At 51.6% G+C, this 19864-nt stretch carries 23 protein-coding genes; 8 read left to right on the top strand and 15 right to left on the bottom strand.

Annotated elements, in window-relative coordinates; translation table 11 throughout:
• Positions 1-649: 649 nt before the first annotated feature.
• Entirely contained in the window at positions 650-2248 is a 1599-nt protein-coding gene (locus IPM28_07405) for a methylmalonyl-CoA mutase family protein (protein MBK9172820.1), read from the bottom strand.
• 67 nt (positions 2249-2315) lie between these two features.
• Between IPM28_07405 and IPM28_07400 the strand changes: the two genes are divergently transcribed.
• The 7 genes from IPM28_07400 to IPM28_07370 all read left to right on the top strand — a co-directional run bounded on the left by IPM28_07400 (position 2316) and on the right by IPM28_07370 (position 7591).
• Positions 2316-2990: a hypothetical protein gene (locus tag IPM28_07400; protein MBK9172819.1), complete on the top strand. Its 675-nt coding sequence runs from the start codon at positions 2316-2318 to the stop codon at positions 2988-2990.
• The gene (locus IPM28_07395; protein MBK9172818.1) at positions 2987-3682 is read left to right on the top strand and encodes a hypothetical protein; all 696 of its coding nucleotides are present in this window, start codon (positions 2987-2989) and stop codon (positions 3680-3682) included. The genes IPM28_07400 and IPM28_07395 overlap by 4 nt, the downstream gene beginning before the upstream one ends.
• Positions 3683-3775: 93 nt before the next feature.
• Positions 3776-4102: a hypothetical protein gene (locus tag IPM28_07390; protein ID MBK9172817.1), complete on the top strand. Its 327-nt coding sequence runs from the start codon at positions 3776-3778 to the stop codon at positions 4100-4102.
• Positions 4099-5286: a class I SAM-dependent RNA methyltransferase gene (locus tag IPM28_07385; protein MBK9172816.1), complete on the top strand. Its 1188-nt coding sequence runs from the start codon at positions 4099-4101 to the stop codon at positions 5284-5286. The genes IPM28_07390 and IPM28_07385 overlap by 4 nt, the downstream gene beginning before the upstream one ends.
• An 85-nt stretch (positions 5287-5371) precedes the next feature.
• Positions 5372-6358: a M48 family metallopeptidase gene (locus tag IPM28_07380; GenBank protein ID MBK9172815.1), complete on the top strand. Its 987-nt coding sequence runs from the start codon at positions 5372-5374 to the stop codon at positions 6356-6358.
• Positions 6355-7278: a hypothetical protein gene (locus tag IPM28_07375; protein MBK9172814.1), complete on the top strand. Its 924-nt coding sequence runs from the start codon at positions 6355-6357 to the stop codon at positions 7276-7278. The genes IPM28_07380 and IPM28_07375 overlap by 4 nt, the downstream gene beginning before the upstream one ends.
• A 4-nt stretch (positions 7279-7282) precedes the next feature.
• Positions 7283-7591, top strand: a complete 309-nt coding sequence (locus tag IPM28_07370; GenBank protein MBK9172813.1) for a divalent-cation tolerance protein CutA — start codon at positions 7283-7285, stop codon at positions 7589-7591.
• On the opposite strand, the gene IPM28_07365 is transcribed toward IPM28_07370, so the two are convergent.
• From IPM28_07365 to IPM28_07305, 13 genes are all read right to left on the bottom strand, one after another.
• Complete coding sequence (locus IPM28_07365; protein ID MBK9172812.1) at positions 7583-8398, bottom strand: TIGR00730 family Rossman fold protein; 816 nt, start codon at positions 8396-8398, stop codon at positions 7583-7585. The genes IPM28_07370 and IPM28_07365 overlap by 9 nt on opposite strands.
• A 53-nt stretch (positions 8399-8451) precedes the next feature.
• On the bottom strand, positions 8452-9213 hold the full coding sequence (locus IPM28_07360; GenBank protein MBK9172811.1) for an enoyl-ACP reductase: 762 nt from the start codon (positions 9211-9213) through the stop codon (positions 8452-8454).
• Between the two features lie 66 nt (positions 9214-9279).
• Positions 9280-10038, bottom strand: a complete 759-nt coding sequence (locus tag IPM28_07355) for a hypothetical protein (protein ID MBK9172810.1) — start codon at positions 10036-10038, stop codon at positions 9280-9282.
• Positions 10039-10053: 15 nt separating this feature from the next.
• A complete protein-coding gene (locus IPM28_07350; GenBank protein MBK9172809.1) occupies positions 10054-10989 on the bottom strand; it encodes a bifunctional hydroxymethylpyrimidine kinase/phosphomethylpyrimidine kinase in 936 nt (311 codons plus the stop codon).
• Between the two features lie 47 nt (positions 10990-11036).
• Complete coding sequence (locus IPM28_07345) at positions 11037-11414, bottom strand: VOC family protein (GenBank protein ID MBK9172808.1); 378 nt, start codon at positions 11412-11414, stop codon at positions 11037-11039.
• A complete protein-coding gene (locus IPM28_07340; GenBank protein MBK9172807.1) occupies positions 11411-11860 on the bottom strand; it encodes a hypothetical protein in 450 nt (149 codons plus the stop codon). The genes IPM28_07345 and IPM28_07340 overlap by 4 nt, the downstream gene beginning before the upstream one ends.
• A 64-nt stretch (positions 11861-11924) precedes the next feature.
• Positions 11925-12800, bottom strand: a complete 876-nt coding sequence (gene mtnP, locus IPM28_07335; GenBank protein ID MBK9172806.1) for an S-methyl-5'-thioadenosine phosphorylase — start codon at positions 12798-12800, stop codon at positions 11925-11927.
• 17 nt (positions 12801-12817) lie between these two features.
• On the bottom strand, positions 12818-13705 hold the full coding sequence (locus IPM28_07330) for an MBL fold metallo-hydrolase (GenBank protein MBK9172805.1): 888 nt from the start codon (positions 13703-13705) through the stop codon (positions 12818-12820).
• Between the two features lie 47 nt (positions 13706-13752).
• Complete coding sequence (locus IPM28_07325; GenBank protein MBK9172804.1) at positions 13753-15189, bottom strand: peptidylprolyl isomerase; 1437 nt, start codon at positions 15187-15189, stop codon at positions 13753-13755.
• Between the two features lie 85 nt (positions 15190-15274).
• The gene (gene mce, locus IPM28_07320; GenBank protein MBK9172803.1) at positions 15275-15691 is read right to left on the bottom strand and encodes a methylmalonyl-CoA epimerase; all 417 of its coding nucleotides are present in this window, start codon (positions 15689-15691) and stop codon (positions 15275-15277) included.
• Positions 15688-16632 carry a methylmalonyl Co-A mutase-associated GTPase MeaB gene (meaB, locus tag IPM28_07315; protein MBK9172802.1) on the bottom strand — a complete coding sequence of 315 codons (945 nt, stop codon included), beginning with the start codon at positions 16630-16632 and terminating at the stop codon, positions 15688-15690. The genes mce and meaB overlap by 4 nt, the downstream gene beginning before the upstream one ends.
• Before the next feature lie 101 nt (positions 16633-16733).
• On the bottom strand, positions 16734-17261 hold the full coding sequence (locus tag IPM28_07310; protein MBK9172801.1) for a DinB family protein: 528 nt from the start codon (positions 17259-17261) through the stop codon (positions 16734-16736).
• Positions 17262-17405: 144 nt separating this feature from the next.
• A complete protein-coding gene (locus IPM28_07305; GenBank protein ID MBK9172800.1) occupies positions 17406-18548 on the bottom strand; it encodes an acyl-CoA dehydrogenase family protein in 1143 nt (380 codons plus the stop codon).
• 116 nt (positions 18549-18664) lie between these two features.
• Here IPM28_07305 and IPM28_07300 point away from each other — a divergent pair, with 116 nt between their 5' ends.
• Positions 18665-19105, top strand: a complete 441-nt coding sequence (locus IPM28_07300) for a CoA-binding protein (GenBank protein ID MBK9172799.1) — start codon at positions 18665-18667, stop codon at positions 19103-19105.
• On the opposite strand, the gene IPM28_07295 is transcribed toward IPM28_07300, so the two are convergent.
• Positions 19102-19839, bottom strand: a complete 738-nt coding sequence (locus IPM28_07295) for an rRNA pseudouridine synthase (GenBank protein ID MBK9172798.1) — start codon at positions 19837-19839, stop codon at positions 19102-19104. The genes IPM28_07300 and IPM28_07295 overlap by 4 nt on opposite strands.
• Positions 19840-19864: the final 25 nt, after the last annotated feature.

The following is a 19864-nucleotide window of genomic DNA, read 5'->3' as shown; positions in this document are numbered from 1 at the left end:
ATAAGTGGCGGTTTCGGAGAAGACCGTTGCAAACTGCGGGTCGTTCGCAGAAATGATCTCGATTTCAGGAAGCTCCTTTGCCGCAGAGGTTTCAAGGTTGCCTTCGTTCGCCACAACATTCGGCTCGCTATTTATGACAAATGTCTGGGGTTCACTCGTCCTCAGATGATCGTTGTTTTGAATTTCCGGTACTTCCTTGGTCTCGGTCGACGTAGAATCAGGCAGTTCCTCGCCAAGCAATGGCCGAACCGTGACATTGAACCCGGCGGGCGATTTCTGGACGGTGAAGCTGAACTTGCCAAGATTGTGCGGATGTACGAACTGGATCTCAGGTTTGTTAGGCAGTTCGTTCTTTATATCCATCGGGATCAATGGAAAGACCATCATGCTAATCTGAGTGCCTTGGAGCGGATCGCTCGCCACGTCAGATTGACCGCCTGCGGATACTAAGTAGGGCACTTTGTTTGGTTCCAAATGGAGCTCATAGCTCGATGTTGAAATAAGGGACTGAAGGAAATCGTTGAGTTGTTCCATGACTTAGGGGGGCGACGCTTGGTCGTTGTTGGCGGGCTGCCGGAGACGAATTCCGAGTGGCGGGAAAGCCTGATAAAATCTTAACACACTATCCGTAAAGGTGTCAGCATAAAAGTCAAAAGGTCACAGCCTCGCGAAATTCACCCCAAACCCCTCGCAGACAACGACTTATCTCGCCAACCGTGGCGTAGTTCTCGACCGCTTCGAGTATCAGTGGCATGAGATTTTCGGTGCCGTTAGCGGCTTCTTGAAGGCGGGCAAGCGATCGAGTGACCGTCGATTGATCACGCCGATCGCGAAGCGCTCCGAGCCGCGCTACCTGGTCGCGCTCGATCTTCGGATCTATCGATAACACGGGGATCGAGGAACCTTCGTCTAAACGGAATTTGTTGACGCCGACGACTACAGCGTCATTGGTCTCAACCGCCCGTTGAAAGTCGTACGCGGCATCCTGTATCTCACGCTGCACGTAACCCGTTTCGATCGCTCGCAACATTCCTCCCATCGCATCGATCTTCCCGATGTATTCGTTCGCTTGAGTCTCGAGTTGGGTGGTGAGCTCCTCGATCGCATAGCTGCCGGCAAAGGGGTCGACGATATCTGCTACCCCTGATTCAAAGGCAATAACCTGTTGCGTCCGGAGAGCGATTCGTGCGGCAGACTCGGTCGGAAGTCCGAGTGCCTCGTCCATCGAATTTGTGTGAAGGCTCTGTGTGCCGCCAAGCACCGCAGCCAAGGCTTGAAGGGTGGTACGGACGACGTTCACCTCAGGCTGTTGGGCGGTTAGTGTGGAGCCTGCGGTCTGTGTATGAAAGCGAAGGACGTGTGACCTTGCATCTTTGGCATTGAATCGATCTCGCATGATCCGCGCCCACATTCTGCGTGCGGCACGAAACTTTGCAACCTCTTCCAGCAAATTGTTGTGAGAATTGAAAAAGAATGAGAGCCGCGGAGCGAACTGATCGACGTCGAGGCCGACATCGATCGCGGCCTGAACGTAGCAGATCCCGTCTGCAAGCGTAAAAGCAAGCTCCTGTGCGGCGGTCGAGCCGGCCTCGCGAATATGATAGCCGGAGATCGATATTGTGTTCCAATTTGGCACTTCGGCCGCGCAAAAGGCGAATGTGTCGGTTATCAACCGCATGCTCGGTGCGGGCGGATAAATATATGTGCCGCGGGCAATATACTCTTTGAGAATGTCGTTCTGAATCGTGCCGGTGACCTTGTCGAACGTAACGCCCTGCTTTCGGGCGACCGCAAGGTAAAGGCACAGCAGTATCGAGGCTGTCGCGTTGATGGTCATCGACGTCGAAACACGATCGAGCGGGATGCCGTCGAGTAGCCGGAGCATGTCTTCAATGCTGTCGATCGCCACGCCCACCTTTCCAACTTCGCCTAACGCAAGTTCATCGTCGGAATCGAGGCCGATCTGAGTCGGGAGATCGAATGCTACGCTCAGCCCGGTCGTCCCTTGCGACAGCAAGTATTTGTACCTTTCATTCGATTCCTCGGCAGTCGCGAAACCCGCATATTGGCGCATCGTCCAAAACTTGCCGCGATACATATTTCGCCGAGCTCCGCGGGTATATGGATAGTGGCCCGGATCGCCGAGATCGGTGTCGTAGTCGACCGCTTTCGTATTGCTTGGGTTGAAATCGTTGGGAAGTTCGATCCCTGATGAGGTCTCAAATCTTGCTCGCCGTTCGTCTGCCATACTGGCGATAGATTAACATAGTGATGAGCGAATCTTTATCACGAACAATCTCTTCTAAGGTACCAAGTTGAACTATTACAATTACTTCACTGAGATCGAAGATGCATTTATCCGCCGCCGCGGAAAGCACCTCTTATTGAGTCCTATCGACTGGGCAATGATCGAGGGCTGGCAAGAGCGCGGTGTGCCGCTTCATATCGTTTTGCGTGCGATCGAGTCGGTCTTCGACAAATATGACAAGAATCCCGGGCCACGAACGATCAAAGGGCTTCTATATTGCCGTGAGGAAGTAGAGGCTCAGTATCAGGAGTGGCTCACCTCGCAGGTCGGCAGGTCAACCGATGAATGTGCTCCGGTAGCGGACCCATCTTTTACCAAGGAACGAGTGGACGAACACATCCGAACCGCGGTCGAGAAACTTCGGTCATGCAAGATCGAAAAATTGCAGGAGGATATCGATCGTGCATGCCTCCGCCTCGAAGGATTGCGGAACACCGTCACCGATAATTTCGAGGCCGTTGACAGATCGCTGAGCGACATCGAGCATTTTCTTGATCGATCGTTGCTATCCAATTTCGATAAAGCGCATCTAAAAAGCTTAGAGCGAGAAACCACGGCTCAACTCAGAGGCTATAAGAGCGGGATGGATGCTGAGGCCTACGAACAGACGTTTCGCTTAATGCTTCTCAAAAGGATTCGGGACGAAGCGGGTGTGCCGCGCTTGAGCCTTTTTCATCTATGATCAGATTGTTTTCGATCTTTTTCTGCGTTTCGGCTTTCGCATTCAACGCGTATTCTCAGGCTCCGGATGGACCCGCGAGGCCGATTCCCAGTGTTGTACCGATCAAGCCGGGTACTTCGACCGACGATCGACGCTCTGCGCTCGAAGGGCGAACATACAGGAACAGCGATCTCGGATTCGAGATCGTATTTCCGGATAGCTGGCATATACCCGGCGACGATTTCGACGAATATACCCGATCCCAAGGTATCGATCTCGGTTTGAAACCGCCTGAAACTGTCGATCGAGCCAGCCGGATCCAGATCGAAAGGGCACTTGAACGCGTGAGCATACTCGTCACCGCATATCGTTCGACGCCCGGTTCGCACGACAATGCTATCTTGCGGATCGCGGTAGAAGAGCTCCACCTGGTTCCAGCCGTAAAGGACGCCGTCGATTATTTTGATCTGATGAGGAGCCAGTTCACGAGAATGAAGCTTCCCGCCGATTTCAAATATTCGGAAACTCAGGCCGAGCGGCTCGGCCGGAAACAGTTCGCCTTTCTGGACACGTCGTCTGATGCCGGGAAAAAGCGGATGTATGCGACCGTGATAAAGGGGCTGGCGGTCATATTCACGCTCACGTACACTAGGGATGAAGACCTGCAGGAAATGCGAAAGATCCTCGTGAACAGCAATTTTGAACTAAAGTAAGCAAGCGAAAGCCAAAATCGGTGGAAGTTTGTTTTGACCTGATTTTGTGCTAAACAATAGGTGCGCAAAAACTCACCCTACGGAGCGAACTCAATGAACAAACTCAGGATAAAGAAACTCGGCCCGCTTTCTGTCGCAAAAATGTACGCTGCGATGGCGTTTGTGATCAGCCTGCTGTTCGCGGTTCCTTATGGATTATTCATAATCGGATTCTCACTCTTTGGGGCAAGTCTGGGCAAAGGCAGCGAAGCCTTGGCGGTAGGCGGCGCCGGTATAGTTGGCGGTATTGTGGCAATCGTCGCGATCCCGATCATTTATACGATCGTCGCCTTTATCAGTGGTTTGATCGGGGCTCTAATTTACAACATTTTCGCCGGGATGGTGGGCGGTATCGAGATCGAAGTAGAGAACGTTGCTTGAGCAGAAAATACACGATCGGCGATCAGTTGACCGTTAAGATCGAAAAGATAGTCCCGCGCGGCCTTGGTCTTGCATTCGCCGATGGCCTAACGGTATTTGTCGCGTTGGCGGCCGCCGGCGACACGCTTCGCGTTGTACTGACCGAGATCAAAGGAAAAACCGGATTTGCTGAGATCGAAGAGATCGTCGAGCCAAGTGGCGATAGGGTCGATCCACCGTGTGAGTATTTCGGCAACTGCGGCGGGTGCGATTTTCAACATCTTAACTACTCCGCCCAGCTTAGAACTAAGGTCGCGATGATACGCGACTGCATCTCCCGAATTGGCAAGATCGACCATCAGGACGAAATCGTCATTATTCCCAGTCCTGCCGAATTTGAATATCGACTGCGAGCGCAATGGCATGTAGATCCACGCGGGCGCCGGATCGGCTATTTCCGCCGTAATTCACGCGATCTGATCGATATTGAACGGTGCCGTGTTCTTGTTCCCGAACTCCAAGCCCAGCTCGAACGCTTCAGGATATCAATGAGATGGAGCAGCTTTTCGGGAGAAAAGGCCCAGATCGATGCGGCGTGCGGCAGCAGCAGCGAGATATCCGTTTTTTCTCCGGAATTGCTCGAACCGACGAACGAGATAACCTTCAGGACCGAGCATGAAAGGTACAATTTCTCAGCGAGATCGTTCTTTCAGGGTAATCGATATCTGATCGACACGCTTGTCGAGATCGCCATCGGTGATTCGAAAGGCGAAATTGCTCTCGACCTTTATTCAGGTGTCGGGCTATTTTCGCTGCCGTTAGCACGGCGTTTTAAGAGTGTGATCGGGGTTGAGGACAATGAGGCCGCAGTTGAAATGGCAAATCGCAATGCTGAGGCCGCGAATGCCGCAAACCTGGACTTTTATGCGGCAAGCGTACGCGACTATCTGGCGTCGGGGGAAGCTCCGAAGCCTGACTTTGTACTACTCGATCCGCCTCGAGCCGGTACGGAAAAGGAAACGATCCAAAATTTGATCGATCTCGATCCCGAGCGCGTCTCTTACGTTGCGTGCGAACCGTCGATACTTGCGCGTGACCTACGGCGCTTTGTCGATCGCGGCTATCGGATCGCGAAAATAACCGCGATCGACCTTTTCCCGCAAACCCATCATGTCGAGACGGTCGCACATCTTTCACGTACGTAAGCGAAACACTTCTGGGCTTTTCGGCGTTAGATTCAGTTATGTTACAAGTTTGAAGATTACGAAAGGCGTGAACTAAACTCTATCTATGGCAAAGAAAAAAAGCGAAGGCGAGAGTGAATCAACCGCGGTGACAAAAAGTCTGTTTGTTAGATGCAGATACTGCGGTCAAAGGAACTCGGTCAAAGAAGGTTATAAGAACAATACAGCGAACTGTGGGAAATGTAAGCTTCCGCTATCAAACGAGCCGCACAAGAAGTTCGCCGATCTAGGAAAGCACGATTATATTCATCCAGCAGACAGTAAGGCTCTTGCTGCCCTACGGGCGATTCCCGGCATTGATACCGCCTTGAAAAAGCTGCTTGAAGTGACGGGGGAATCGGCTATCAGGGTTACCTTCATGGCAAGCGCCGTTAAGGTGACGCCGCAGCAGTGCCCTGACCTTCATGCAAAACTGCAGATCGCATGTACAACGCTCGGAGTCCCAATGCCGGATCTCTATATCCAGCAAAACCCGATCGTCAACGCATTCACTGGCGGTGTTGAAAAACCGATCATCGTACTGCATTCGGCGCTGATCGAGCGGCTGAACGAAGAAGAAACGCTTGCCGTCATCGCGCATGAGGTTGGCCATATTCATGCTGAGCATGTGCTTTATTTGACCGCGGCCCAACTAATACTGGCGATCGCAACGATCCCGCTTGCTTCGCTTCCGATCGCGGGAATTCTTAAGGAACTGCTTACGGCAACAATGAGAGGCGCCCTCCTGGCGTGGATGCGGCGGGCCGAACTCTCGTGTGACCGGGCCGCATTGCTCGTTGTACAGGATCCGCATGTGGTCGGGCGAACGATGATGAAGCTCGCCGGCGGCACGTTTGCTTCAAAGATCAATTATGAACTGTTTCTGGAACAGGCTCGCGAATTCCAGAAGAACTACGACCAAAGCAAGCTCGACAAATTCTGGGCAGATATCATCAACGCAGGCTTATCGCATCCTTTCCCGATATGGCGCGTTGCTGAGATACTGAAATGGGTCGAAGGTGGGGAATACGAAAGAGTTCTGAAATCGAAATGATGAGACTCGGAATCCTGATTCTGACAGCAATTCTGATCACTGCATCGTTATGCATATCGTCCCTGGCTCAACGCGTTAGCGACCGTGAAGCTGCAAATCTGAAAGGCCCGGTGAGGTCCGTTCGTGTAATTCATGAAAGCGGGCCCAGATCGGGTGCGCGCGAGACGATCAAATATGACGCTAACGGCAATGAGGTAGAACGACAGTTAGTAAGCGATTTCGGCGAGCAAATTGGTACCCAATTTCGAGTTTTCGATGCTGCGGGGAATCTGGATCGCTCGACGCTTGTAGATCCCGACGGCATTGAAAAAGAAGAGTCGCGATTCACTTTCAAAGGCCTGCAGCCCGTCGAGATCCAAAGATTTGACGCGAGCGGTGCTCTTCGTGAAAGGACCGTGCGAATTCTGGGGTCGAACGGCATAGTGGCCGAAGAGAGGTATTTTGATCCGAAGAACGAGCGTGCAAAGACGATCTTCACCTACGACCAAAGGCGAAACGTGGTCGAAGCCGCTTTTTTCCTGATTGACGGCCAAAAAGCGACGGCGCCTTTCGGTCCGTGTCTCGGTGGACACCGGGTCGTTTTTGAGTATGACGATCGTGACCGTCCGATCTCAAAAACGCTCTTTGACATCGAAGGTGACAAAAAGAAAAGCTGGTCGTTCTCGTATGATGAAAAGGGTAACTACCTTGTCTACACGGTCAGATCGCCGTCTTCTGTCACCAGCGTCGCCTATACGTACGAATACGATGCAAATGGAAATTGGATAAAAAGCACATCTGTGAGTGAATCGGATGATGGGCTTTTGGAGCTAATGTTGAAAGCGACGGGCCATGAGGCAAAACCGGACGAACTTCAAGAACTCAAGATGAAAGCGGCAAAGCCAATTCGTCTGATCAGAAGAGAAATAGCCTACTACTGACAAAATGCTCTTAGTAATGACAACGGTCAGCAACGAGGACGTCGGCAAAGCGTTTGCCGAAAAGATCGTCGAAGCGAGGTTGGCCACGTGCGTGCAGGTGATGCCGCGAATGACGTCAGTCTACGTCTGGGATGGGGCGATCCAAAAAGACGACGAACACCTGCTTCTCATCAAGACGCTCGAAGAAAAATACGATGAACTGGAGAAATTTATCCGCGAGAATCACAGCTACGAGATCCCTGAGATCGTCGCTGTGCGATCAGAACGCGCGGCTGACGGATATCTCGAATGGATGACCAAATATTTACGGTAACTTCTCGCCCAGGCGTTTGGTATCTACTCCGCAGACCTTCACGATAAAATCCAAGGCATCCTCGGGTGAATCGGTCAGGTGTATCAGATTCAGATCTTCCGGGGATATATTGTGTTCATTAAGCATCGCCGATGTTATCCATTGAAGTAGGCCCCGCCAATATTGCGAACCAAACAATACAACCGGGAAGTTGCGGATCTTGCGGGTCTGAATTAGGGTGAGTGCCTCAAACAGTTCATCCATTGTTCCGAACCCGCCAGGGAAAATAATATAGGCGTTACTGTATTTGATGAACATCGTCTTCCGGACAAAGAAATACTTGAATGTCAACGACTTGTTCTGATACGGGTTTGCGGCCTGTTCGAACGGGAGTTGGATATTGCAGCCAACAGAGACCTTTCCGGCCTCAAAGGCGCCGCGATTCGCAGCTTCCATAATTCCCGGGCCGCCGCCCGTGATGATCTCGAATCCGACCTCTGCGAGGAGTCGTGCCGTTTCCCGGGCGGCGATGTACATTTCGTCGTCTTCTCGGGTTCGGGCTGATCCGAATATCGAAACGCCTCGAGTTATTGTCGCAAGGTTGTCAAATCCATCGACAAACTCGCCCATGATGCGAAATACACGCCACGAATCGGACGTCTTCAGTTCGTCCTCAGGCTCCGGCGAACGCAAAAGCATTTCGTCGTCGGTCATTTGCCAGTAGCCAGGTTCTTCCTCGCGCTTCTTCGCTTCGGCGACGGTCTTCGGTTCCGGCGGTTTGTTCTTGTTCTTCAGCCTTCTGGGCTTTGTCTTGTCAGTTTCAGCCATTATTCCAATTGGGGCGATCGAAAATCGCGTTCAGGATCAACGTGTCGAAGACGTTATATCCCCATGATGTTATAACCGCAATCGACGTATATCGTCTCGCCCGTGATGCCCGAAGCTAGTTCGCTTACTAGAAAAAGAGCCGTGTTGCCAACCTCGGCAGCGGTCACATTGCGTTTCAACGGCGATTTTTCGCCGACATAGCCGAGAAGCGAGCCCATGTTTTTGACGCCCCGCGCCGAAAGGGTATTTATCGGTCCGGCACTGATCGCGTTGACACGTATGTTCTGCTTGCCGAGATCGGAGGCGAGATATCGCACCGATGCCTCGAGAGCCGCCTTTGCGACGCCCATTACGTTGTAGTTCGAGACGACCTTTTCCGCGCCATAATAGGTCATGGTCACGATGCTGCCTCCGTTTGTCATGAGCGGGGCTGCGGCGAGCGAGACCTGCGTCAGCGAGAACGCGCTGATCTCGAGAGCCGTGCGAAAGGCGTCGCGGGTCGTTGTCACAAACTCGCCTTCGAGTGCTTCCTTTGGGGCAAACGCGATTGAATGAACCAAATAATCAAGCCGTCCGTATCGCGCCTTAACAGCATCGAATGCGGCGTCGACCTCGGCCTGATCGGTAACATCACAAGGCACGACGAGCGAATCGGGCAGCTCAGCCGCGAGCTTTTCGACGTTTTCCTGCAAACGTTCGCCCTGATACGTGAACGCTTGTTTAGCACCTTGAGCTGCACATGCCGACGCACAAGCCCACGCGATCGACCGCTTGTTAGCAACTCCGAATATCATTCCAACTTTGTTCTCGAGCATATAGTTTTGAAATGTCCGTATTTGTTCCGTCACAGCGAGACCGATCAGGACCGCTTGATCAAGCGGTCAATCGGTGACATAAATTCGTTGTAATGCCTCAAAATCAAGCAGTCTGATGTCGATGTCCACCGGGGTCGAGGAGAATCGCTTCGTGCCTAATGTGCGACGAAGATAGTCTTCATCTTCAGGCGTCAACTGTGTGATGATGATCATCATCAATTTTACCGTCAGCCCTAGCTTCATTGCCTCGACTACCTGTTTGACCGATGCTATTTTCCTCATCATCGCGTCTACTTTTTCCTGACGAACATCGGGTGCGACCAGAAACGAAACGTCACAACAGATCAGCAATCCTTCTTTTAACAAGACCGCGTCAAACGGAATGCCGCCAATGCTAACGTGCCGGATGAGGGGAACATTGTCTTCCTGTTGGATCTGCCGCAGGGCGAGATCCTCGGCAACAATGTAAGCCGATTGCAGGTCGCTGACCTGGTCAAGGTCGACATCGAGGATCCGCGAGAGTTCGAGCACCTCGACGTTCAGATTCTCTCGTTGAATATCAGGAAGAGCCGATTCCCAGGCAATGTGCTTTTGGTTCTCGATGGCCGAAAGTGTGCGTAGCTTGTCAAACGATATCCACGAATACGCCGACAAGCCGACCAGCGATAACGCAAATACCGCAACCAACGGCCAAGTCGAAGTCGAAATTGCCAAACCAAGGCCTACTAAAAGCAGGATCGCAACCCCTCCGCCAAGAAGAACATGCGGATACATCGATGCAGGCCTGGAAAGTGCGACGAATGAATTGTCCAGCTGTTTAGCCATCCGGCGGTTTGGGACTTAGGCTACATTCGCTCTTTCGAACGGGATGTCGTCAAAATGGGTCATTCTCTTGAACGCTTTGAATCGCTCGTTTATCTCGGGGTAATCAAGTGCATCGACACGCTCGGTACCGAACTTCTCGACGTTGAACGAAGCCATGACCGAGCCGTATATCATTGCACGCCGCATCGTTTCATCGTTGATATCGTTCTGTGCCGCTAGGTAACCCATAAAACCGCCGGCGAACGTATCACCCGCACCGGTAGGATCAAAGACACTCTCAAGCGGATAAGCAGGAGCCGCGAAATACCCATCCTTAGTGAAAAGCGTAGCACCATATTCCCCGCGTTTAATAACAACGGCCTTTAATCCGAGATCCATAATCGCTCGAGCGGCTTTATAAATGCTGGGCTCATCGGTCAACTGACGGGCTTCGGCATCATTAATGATGATGCAATCGACGACCTTTATGGTTTCGATAACCGCGTCCTTCATCGATGAGATCCAGAAATTCATCGTATCCATAGCTACAAACCTGGCGTCAGGACATTGTTCCCGGACGCCCTTCTGAAGCATCGGCAGGATATTTGCGAGAAACAGCAGTTTCGCGCCTTTCGAGCGATCCGACAGCTTGGGGTCGAAGGTCTCGAACACATTTAGCTGTGTATCGAGCGTATGGGCCGTGTTCATATCGTAATCGTAACGGCCGCTCCAAAAAAATGTCTTGCCGTCCGGGACAACCTCGATGTCAGCTGTGTTGATATGATGACGCCTGAAGGCTTCCCATTCAGCGTCGGTAAAATCGCCGCCGACAACACCGACCGCATTCACCTCGGTAAAAAAGCTGGCCGAAAGGCCAAAGTGCGTCGCCGCACCGCCCAGAACCCTGTCGCGCTTTCCGAACGGGGACTCAAGCGCGTCAAAAGCGACGGAACCTACTACTGTTAATGACATTTTATAATGGACTTCTCCGCAAATATTGGAATGAGAATAGCAATCCACTATTTTACACGCCAAGGTGGGTTTTTGCGATTCTCGCCGGCGTGAAAGAGACAGATCTTGTTGCCGTTTGGGTCTAGCAGATATGCCTGTCGCCATAGCCAGGGCTCGTCTTTGGGCTCTTGTGTGAATTCAAGGCCGAGGGATCTGAGCCGTTCAACTTCGCCGTTTAGATCATCGCACTCGAAATATAGAACGATCTGGTTTGCGGCCGGGGCCTCATCGGCAATATTGATGGAAAGAGTGGAATCGCCGTCCGGACACTCAAGCCGGGCATAACGCGGAAGGGAATCAACGATGAGACGAAGGCCGAGCTTTTGAAAAAACTCGACCGTTTCAACCGTTTTCGAACAGTGAATTGTTACCTGATCGAGGTTCACGGTTTGAGTTCTTTTAGAATACGATCGGCGTTGGATCTGTATTGGCTATCCGGATTTCTGTCGATCATCAGGCTGAGGTAAGCAACCGCGTCCTGACGAAGCTTTTCAGGTGCATACTTTTCCTTTTCTTTTTCGATCTTAAGATTCACCTTTTGCTTACCTTCATTCTTCGATAGGTAATAGCTGCTCATTCCGGCAAGGTACAGAAATTCATCCATCTTTGAAAAATCGGGATAGGCGGCGAACGTTTCTTCAAATCGCAAAAGAACCTGTTTGTAGGCCTTGCGAGCGGGACCAAATGCCTGCCAGGCGACATCGAGATTATGCTTTGCGTCGGCCTCAAGCAGCGGATCGCGCTCGATCGCTGGCGTGACGTTTCGCTGGGCGACTGAAGGAATGCTGAAAAGAGTGGCCGCCAAGAATATTGCCAGAACGGAAATTCTCATAACTACACAAAGATGCCACGCAGGCTGATTTAGTTTACTCGGCTCTCCAAAACATCGCCTCGGATCACTTAGATGCGTATTTACCTACAATAGCCTCTAGCTTTTTCGCCGTCGCTTCGGGCCAGTGGTCGGGGGCGGTGAAGATCGCGTTCTTTGTGGCTCCGGCAAACTGATTCGGCGTTTCCTTTGCGGCGACGCGTTTGACGGCGTCTTTCAGGATGAGCTGAGCATTTCGAACATTCTTGTTCAGGTATTCGACGACCATGTCGATCGTGACGTCGTCGTGGCCTTCGTGCCAGCAATCGTAATCGGTTACCAGAGCGAGAGTCGCGTAGGCGATCTCGGCCTCGCGGGCGAGTTTGGCCTCCTGCAGGTTGGTCATGCCGATGATGTCCATGCCCCAATGGCGGTAAACCATCGACTCGGCCTTGGTCGAAAAGGCCGGGCCCTCCATGCAGAGATATGTTCCGCCGCGGTGGACCTTTACACCGACTGTCTTGCAGGAGGCCTCGAGGATGTCGCCAAGCTCATCGCATACGGGATGAGCGAAAGTGACGTGACCGACGATGCCTTCGCCGAAGAACGTCGATTCCTTGGCACGGGCACGGGTACGGTCAAAGAATTGGCTGGGAATGACCATATCGGTCGGGGCATATTGTTCCTGAAGCGATCCGACCGCCGAAACAGACAGGATATACTCCACGCCGAGCAGCTTCATCGCGTAGATGTTCGCCCGGTACGGCACTTCCGTCGGGGTAAACTTGTGCCCGCGGGCGTGCCGCGGCAGAAACGCCACCGTCACGCCATCCAGTTCGCCAATAATGAACGCATCCGACGGCTTACCGAACGGCGTCTCCACCTCCTGCTCGCGAACGTTTTCCAACTCCGGCATCTGGTACAAACCACTGCCGCCAATAATGCCTATATTAACGTTTTCCATTATTTGCTCAGTTGCACTTAGTTTTCTTGTTGGTACGGAACTACCTTAAATTTTCCTTTGTCGGAAAAAATTCTGCAAAGCGGTGTTTCAAAATCGTGATAAAAAAGACACATCCAGCCTTCCGCTACCGCTTTCGGGAGAACTTCTTTTTTGAAAGCCAGCGTTTCGGTCGGGTAGAGGTCGTAGCCCATTATCCATGGGAGCGGGACGTGGTGGCGGGTCGGGATGAGGTCGGCAAAGCCGTAGAGAGTTTTGCCGCCGCGGTCGAGCCGCCAGGTCTGCATTGTTTCTGAGTGGCCGCGGACGGTTTGGAGCTTTAGGCCGGGAATCGGTTCGTATTCGTCGGGCATAGGCTCAAGCTGGCCGGTCTCGATCATCGGCCGCCAGTTTTCGGGAAGATAGCTTGCACGGTCGCGTTCATGCGGAGCTTCGGCGTGCTCAAGCTCGCGCTGGGAAACCAAATAGCGGGCATTCGGGAATTGGGGAGTTACTTGGGCCTCGGCGAACTGGCCGCCCGCTGACGCAAGCTGTTCTGACTGACCACTGATAACAGTGTTTCCGCCGGCGTGGTCAAAGTGAAGGTGAGTATTGATGACGAACGTGATGTCTTCAGGGCGGCAACCGGTCTTTTCAAACAGCGTTTCTGCGAAAGGCTTTTCACGAAAGATGCCATACATCATGGTTTCTTTCTCGGACCATTTTTCGCCGATACCGGTCTCGATCAAGACCTTCTCATTGCCGGTGTCGATAAAGACACAGTTCATTTGCTGGCGGATGCGATTGAGCTCATCAGGCGGGCAAACGCGTTCCCACAAAACGCGAGGGACGACTCCGAACATCGCCCCTCCGTCTAATCGAAATTCCGTATCCGGAATGATCTCAATACAATAATCGCCTAAGAACATAGTAAGCGGCATGGGCCGTCAATCAATACCGACATTAACCACAAAGACTACTTCTCTTTCTTAGGTGCAGCCGGTTTGCTCGCAGGCTTTGCCGGTGGAGCTTCTTCATTTTCGTCAGGCATGCCCATTGTTTGCTGCTGTTTCTTCATCATCTCCTGGATCTGCTCATCAGTTACTTCGGGAACCGTGAAGTCCTCGGGGACCTGAACATTGTTCTTAGCTACGATCTCGTCGATGACCTTTTTCTCACGTTCTTCTTCGATCTTTTGCCTGACATACACCTTAACGGGCGTTTCGCGTCCCATCGGATTCGTTGGATCTTTGAATCCGGTTGAGATAAGAATGTGACGCACGTCGTAAGTCGCTCCCTGCTCGCCGCTCGTTTCCTGTGTCTGCCCCTTCTTCTCGAGTTTGATGATGTGATAGCCGAAATCACTTTCGACCAATCCGGGAGCTATCTGGCCAGGTTCAAGTGCAAGAGCGGCTTCTTCGAACGGCTTGACCATCTGCCCGATTCTGACATTTTCGTATAAACCGCCGCGCGACTTTCCATCGGCTCCGCCTTTGTTGCCTGGGTCTTCAGAAAACTCATTCGCCAGCGCCGAAAAATCTTCGCCATTCTTTGCACGCGCAAGTATCTCTTCAGCTTTCGCCTTTTTCTCCGATGTGTTGTATTCCGGGTTTTCGGCAATGTACTTATTGACCTCTTCGTCGGTCACCTTTGTACGTTCGGCCAGTTTTTCAGAGAAAATACGTGCCAGGAACTGTGCCTGCTGAAGCTTGATCTGAAGGTTGACCTTATCCTGAAACTCTTTTGGCAGTTGGCCGGCCGCAGCTTTTTCACGATATTCCTGTTCGTAGATGCTTACTTTAGCAAAAAATTCGCGTGCCTGAGTCCGCTCGTCTTCAGAGATCTCGCGATCTTTCATCTGCGGGTTGCTGGCTTTTAACAGAGTGACCTTGGTATCTAGAAATTTGTTGAACGCGAGTTCATTATCGCGTTTACCGAGGCCGATCTTGTCCTTAAGGGACGCAAAGAAACTCTGCTGCGGCGGTTCGCCTTCGCCCCAAAACTGCTTTATCTGGTCTTCGGTTATAAAGCCAAATGGCGGCATGGGACCCTTATCAGCATTCATTTCGCGATCGTAATTGACGGCCATTACCTCGGATCGAATATTCTCAAGCTCTTGGCGATTCGGTTGTTCATTGCCAAGCCCTTCGCGTTGTGCCTGACTTGCGAAAGCGAGCAGCTGTTTGAGGTTTTCGAGCTGTTGCTTGCGCAGTTCGGCATCTTCAGCGAGCCGCTTCAGAGCCATCGGGTTTTGCTTCGCGACGTCAGCGATCAACATTTCAACCTCTTCTTTGCTGATGCTGTTGAACGCACCTCCCGTATGGCCGCCGACCTTGCTCTTCCAGAAAACCAGACCACCGCCGATCGCCAGGATCACAACCAATAAGACCAAGCCTTTTGTTAAATTACTCAATTCCTAAATCCTCACTTTTATCGATTCTGTTTGTTCTGAAACCCGAATGAATCTCAAACCGCCATCATACCAAATCTAACGTTGATCAGCTAGGATACATCTCTCGATCGTTAGTTTGCACCAATTCCAACAAGACACCGCCGGTCGACCCGGGGTGAACGAACGCTACCAAACAACCCTCTGCACCTACACGCGGTGACTCATCGATCAGACGCATTCCCTGAGATTTCAAGCGCTCGAGCGAAGCCTTAATATCGTCGACCTCGACCGCTATATGATGAATTCCACCTCCGCGTTTCTGAAGGAACTTGCTGATCGGCGAATCATCAGCAATCGGTTCCAGCAGTTCTATTCGGCTCTCGCCGAGCGGAAGCATCGCAACACGCACTTTTTGATCTTCGACAACTTCGGTATGCACGTTCTCGAGCCCGAGGGCTTCGGCCCAAAACTCCAGAGCTTCATCGATGCCATTTGTAGCTATTCCAAGGTGGTTAATCTTCATTTTCGAACAAGTATTCTGTCTACGGCGGTGTACGGGTCGATCGTTTTCCTGGCTATTTCACCGGAAAGATCATCGAGCATTTCGCGAGTTCCGTTGCGATCCATTTCCTTCTCAAGAAGACGATCCTGCAGTAGTTCGACCAACCGCCACCGAGCGATCGCCTGCTTCCGAACAAGCACGGTGTCGCCGTTCCTCTTGCTGTGTTGATCGTATCTTTCGATCGCGGTCGCAAGGTCTTCGATACCTTTACTTTCGGTCGCGACGGTTTTGACGATCGGCGGATCCCACATATCGGGCCTGTGAGCAAGTGTCAACAAAGATTCCAGTTCTTTCTGGGTTCGGATGACGCCCTCACGATCGGCTTTGTTGATAACAAACACATCACCGATCTCCATAATACCGGCCTTGATCGCCTGAATATCATCGCCCATCCCAGGGACGAGGACCACGACCGATACGTCTGCAGTTTTGACGATCTCAACTTCGTCTTGCCCAACACCGACCGTTTCGACAATGACCTTATCAAATCCCGCGGCATCGAGAATTGCTACCGCATCGACGGTCGAACGCGAAAGGCCCCCAAGATTGCCACGTGTCGCCATCGAACGAATGAAGATATTCTTATCAAGTCCGAGGGTCGACATACGAATACGGTCGCCGAGTATCGCACCGCCGGAAAACGGGCTTGACGGATCAATACACACGATGCCTATTCGTTCGCCTTTGTTCTTGTAATAAAGTGCGAGCTTATCAACCAGCGAAGATTTGCCTGCACCCGGTGACCCCGTTATACCGATCACTACGGCCTTTCCAGTTTTCGGAAAGATCGAGCGCATCAGAGCCGCGGCCACGTTTGTGCCGTTCTCGACCGCCGTGATCGCCCTTGCGACCGATCGATGGTCGCCCGAGAGGAGCTTTTCGGTTAACTGCTTGATATCCATCTGGTGTCGGGGAAGCGTAATTTTCTCATTTTTGTGGATAAATGCAAAAAAGGCAGGTCGTTTACGGCCTGCCCTAGAAAATCAACAGCAATCGACCCGGATCACATCTGTCCTTCATCTGCCGACGGGCCATAGATCGATGGAACGGCAATGTCATTTAGGCGGAGATAGACCGAAAGCTGTCCACGGTGATGAACAATGTGATTCATCACGAAAGACCTCATTACTGCGACCTTTGGCATCGTGAAATAGACCGTATCGCCATTTCGCATCGTCCAGTTTTCCATGAATACCTCGTCGGGTGTGTTCCGGAGCGTTTCGATAGCCTCGGCAACATTCTTATCAAGGAACTCGAGCAGATCGTCAGATGACTGTGGCTCAAATGGCTTGTAGTCCATCTTAGCGAAATCTAGTTCGGAATTTTGCAGGGTGACAGGTGTCCACCCAAACATCTCAGCCACGTGCGAAGCGAGTTTGCCGAACTCCATCGATTTTTCATGGGGTTTCCAGGCAAACTTTTCCGCCGGGATTCTTTCAAAGCATGTTCGTGTCGTTGCAGCTTCATGCTCCAATTCGCCGATCAGCGCAGCGGCGATGTTGTTTGAACTCTGTACAGTACTTGTACTCATTTTGCGTCTCCTTTGAAATGAAATATGGACTGAAAGTCTAACATCGATGTTGCACAAATGCAACATGAAACAACCAACCGTCGCAAAGTGTTTCACATGACGCAGCGAGATGATCGGAACTCGAAGCTGAATCAGATCGGGTTCTTACATTCTTAGCAGGTTTTTAGCTATCACCATTCTCTGTATCTCGCTCGTTCCTTCGCCAATAGTACATAATTTCGAGTCGCGCCAGTATTTTTCGGCAGGATAGTCCTTAGTGTAACCATACCCGCCATGAATCTGGATCGATTCCTCAGAAACTCGAACCGCCGTTTCGGAAGCATAGAGCTTTGCCATTGCTGACATCTGGGTCACCGGCTTGTCTGCATCTTTTGCGGCTGCCGCCTGCAGCGTCAAAAGCCGTGAGCACTCGATCTGGGTTGCCATGTCCGCGAGTTTGAACTGGATAGCCTGAAATTCAGCGATAGGCCTTCCGAATTGTTGACGCTCTTTCGCATATTTGACGGCAGCCTCGTAAGCGCCTTGTGCTATTCCAACCGAAAGGGCCGCGATCGAGATTCTTCCACCATCCAGGATCTTCATTGCCTGCAGAAAGCCCTCACCTTCGCCTCCAAGCCTATTTTCGTCAGGAACGTAACAATCCTCAAAGACCACTGATGCCGTCTCGGATGCCCGCATCCCAAGCTTGTTCTCTTTCTTATCCGATCGAAACCCATCCATCGTTTTGTCGAAAATGAACGCCGAGATACCTCGATTTCCTTTTGACCTGTCCGTAACTGCGACGGCGACAAGTGTATTGCACGCTATGGCATGTGTAATAAAGTTCTTTGATCCGTTGACCATCCACCCGCCGTTCGAACGGGTTGCGGTCGTGCGGGTGCCGGAGGCGTCTGAACCGGCCTGCGACTCGGTCAGTCCCCAAGCTCCGAACGACTCACCTTGAGCAAGGGGAACGAGGTATTTCAGCTTTTGTTCCTCGGTTCCGAAGGTGTATATGTGATTTGAGCAAAGAGAATTGTGCGCAGCGACCGAAAGCCCAACCGATCCGCAAACTCGACCAAGTTCTTCGATGATCGATGCGTATTCAACGTAACCCATTCCCGCACCGCCGTACTCTTCCGGAAAGATCACTCCCATGAGACCGAGTTCGGCGAGCTTTGGACGTAATTCAATGGGAAAATGCTGCGATTCATCCCACTCCATTACGTGCGGACGGATCTCCTTCTCGGCGAATTCGCGAATACTTGCCTTTATCTGTTTTTGCTCTTCGTTTAGTTCAAAGTTCATAAATTCGATAGGTATAAACAACAATTATGATGTCATAACGGATATTGATTCGGCAAGTTTTGGCTTGCACCAACGGTGAGTTTTCTCTGTAACGTCGGTAAGCTAATATTGGGCTTATGGATCGGCCCAAGCTTATTTTGACCTCTGACAATGACATCCGAACTCTGCTCGAAGAAACCCGGCGAATCGCGATCCTCGGCATAAAACCCGAATCGCGCGCGGCCCAACCGGCATTCTACGTATCGAAATATGTTCAAGACTCTGGATACGAGATAGTTCCGGTTCCGGTTTACTATCCTGACGTGACGGAGATCTTGGGGAAGCATGTTTTCCGGGACTTGCGCCTGATTCCCGGTGACCTGGATATGGTCATTGTATTTCGGCGGACGCAAGACATCGGACGTCACGTTGACGAAATAATCGAAAAAAGTCCGAGATCGGTTTGGTTCCAATTAGGCATCACGAACGATCCGGCGGCGGAGGCATTCGCGAGCGCGGGGATCAAAGTCGTACAGAACCTTTGCATTATGGTCGAACACAGAGCATTGATCCGTTAAGATGGACTTTTCTTGGAAAGCGGGTAAAGCGCAATGATTTCGTCCGCATTGAGTTTTCTAAATTTCCCAACCGCAAGCCATTTGTCGCCAATCGGCCCTATCTGAGTACGTTTTAACTTAACCACCGAATGACCAACAGCATCGAACATCTTTCGGATCTGCTGATTATGGCCTTCGCGCAGCGTGACCTCATACCAGCCGTTCTTGTCAGTAGGTTTTAACACTTTGATGTCCGCAGGTGCGGTCTTGTAGCCGTCTTCGAGTCTTATGCCTCGGGTGAGCTTGCGAATTGCCACATCGGTCGGCAACCCCTTTACCTTCACTTCGTAGATCTTTGGTATCTTCTTTGACGAAGCGACATAGTTTGTGAAATCTCCGTCGTTAGTGAGGATTATCAGGCCTTCGGTGTTGTAATCGAGCCGCCCAACAGGATGCAGTTTGCCGTAGCCCTTAACAAGGTCAGTTACCAATTTCCTTCCCTCCGGGTCAGCCGCACTCGAGAGATAACCTTTTGGTTTGTTCACAAGAAGGTAGACGCTCTCTCGTTTCTCGAGACGAGCATTGATCATTTTTCCGTTGACCTTAATGTGGTCCTTTTCCGGATCGGCCTTTGTGCCTGGTTCGGTCACGATCTTTCCGTTAACAGTGACCGCACCGCTTGCGATCAATTCTTCGGCAGCACGTCGCGACGCGATGCCCGCTTGGGCAATGAGCTTTTGTAGTCTTTCTGGCATAGTACGCCTACTTGTTTTCTTCCGT

This window comes from Chloracidobacterium sp., from assembly GCA_016716305.1.
GTDB lineage: Bacteria > Acidobacteriota > Blastocatellia > Pyrinomonadales > Pyrinomonadaceae > OLB17.
This window is presented reverse-complemented; position numbering and strand designations above follow the sequence as displayed.

Bases quoted from the DNA above. Each gene is read 5' to 3' on its own strand.
- IPM28_07310 (MBK9172801.1), bottom strand. From the start codon at position 17,261: ATGAGTACAAGTACTGTACAGAGTTCAAACAACATCGCCGCTGCGCTG.
- IPM28_07295 (MBK9172798.1), bottom strand. From the start codon at position 19,839: ATGCCAGAAAGACTACAAAAGCTCATTGCCCAAGCGGGCATCGCGTCG.
- IPM28_07405 (MBK9172820.1), bottom strand. From the start codon at position 2,248: ATGGCAGACGAACGGCGAGCAAGATTTGAGACCTCATCAGGGATCGAA.
- meaB (MBK9172802.1), bottom strand. From the start codon at position 16,632: ATGGATATCAAGCAGTTAACCGAAAAGCTCCTCTCGGGCGACCATCGA.
- IPM28_07395 (MBK9172818.1), top strand. From the start codon at position 2,987: ATGATCAGATTGTTTTCGATCTTTTTCTGCGTTTCGGCTTTCGCATTC.
- IPM28_07330 (MBK9172805.1), bottom strand. From the start codon at position 13,705: ATGTTCTTAGGCGATTATTGTATTGAGATCATTCCGGATACGGAATTT.
- IPM28_07370 (MBK9172813.1), top strand. From the start codon at position 7,283: ATGCTCTTAGTAATGACAACGGTCAGCAACGAGGACGTCGGCAAAGCG.
- mce (MBK9172803.1), bottom strand. From the start codon at position 15,691: ATGAAGATTAACCACCTTGGAATAGCTACAAATGGCATCGATGAAGCT.
- mtnP (MBK9172806.1), bottom strand. From the start codon at position 12,800: ATGGAAAACGTTAATATAGGCATTATTGGCGGCAGTGGTTTGTACCAG.
- IPM28_07350 (MBK9172809.1), bottom strand. From the start codon at position 10,989: ATGTCATTAACAGTAGTAGGTTCCGTCGCTTTTGACGCGCTTGAGTCC.
- IPM28_07390 (MBK9172817.1), top strand. From the start codon at position 3,776: ATGAACAAACTCAGGATAAAGAAACTCGGCCCGCTTTCTGTCGCAAAA.
- IPM28_07380 (MBK9172815.1), top strand. From the start codon at position 5,372: ATGGCAAAGAAAAAAAGCGAAGGCGAGAGTGAATCAACCGCGGTGACA.
- IPM28_07305 (MBK9172800.1), bottom strand. From the start codon at position 18,548: ATGAACTTTGAACTAAACGAAGAGCAAAAACAGATAAAGGCAAGTATT.
- IPM28_07300 (MBK9172799.1), top strand. From the start codon at position 18,665: ATGGATCGGCCCAAGCTTATTTTGACCTCTGACAATGACATCCGAACT.
- IPM28_07355 (MBK9172810.1), bottom strand. From the start codon at position 10,038: ATGGCTAAACAGCTGGACAATTCATTCGTCGCACTTTCCAGGCCTGCA.
- IPM28_07375 (MBK9172814.1), top strand. From the start codon at position 6,355: ATGATGAGACTCGGAATCCTGATTCTGACAGCAATTCTGATCACTGCA.
- IPM28_07340 (MBK9172807.1), bottom strand. From the start codon at position 11,860: ATGAGAATTTCCGTTCTGGCAATATTCTTGGCGGCCACTCTTTTCAGC.
- IPM28_07360 (MBK9172811.1), bottom strand. From the start codon at position 9,213: ATGCTCGAGAACAAAGTTGGAATGATATTCGGAGTTGCTAACAAGCGG.
- IPM28_07365 (MBK9172812.1), bottom strand. From the start codon at position 8,398: ATGGCTGAAACTGACAAGACAAAGCCCAGAAGGCTGAAGAACAAGAAC.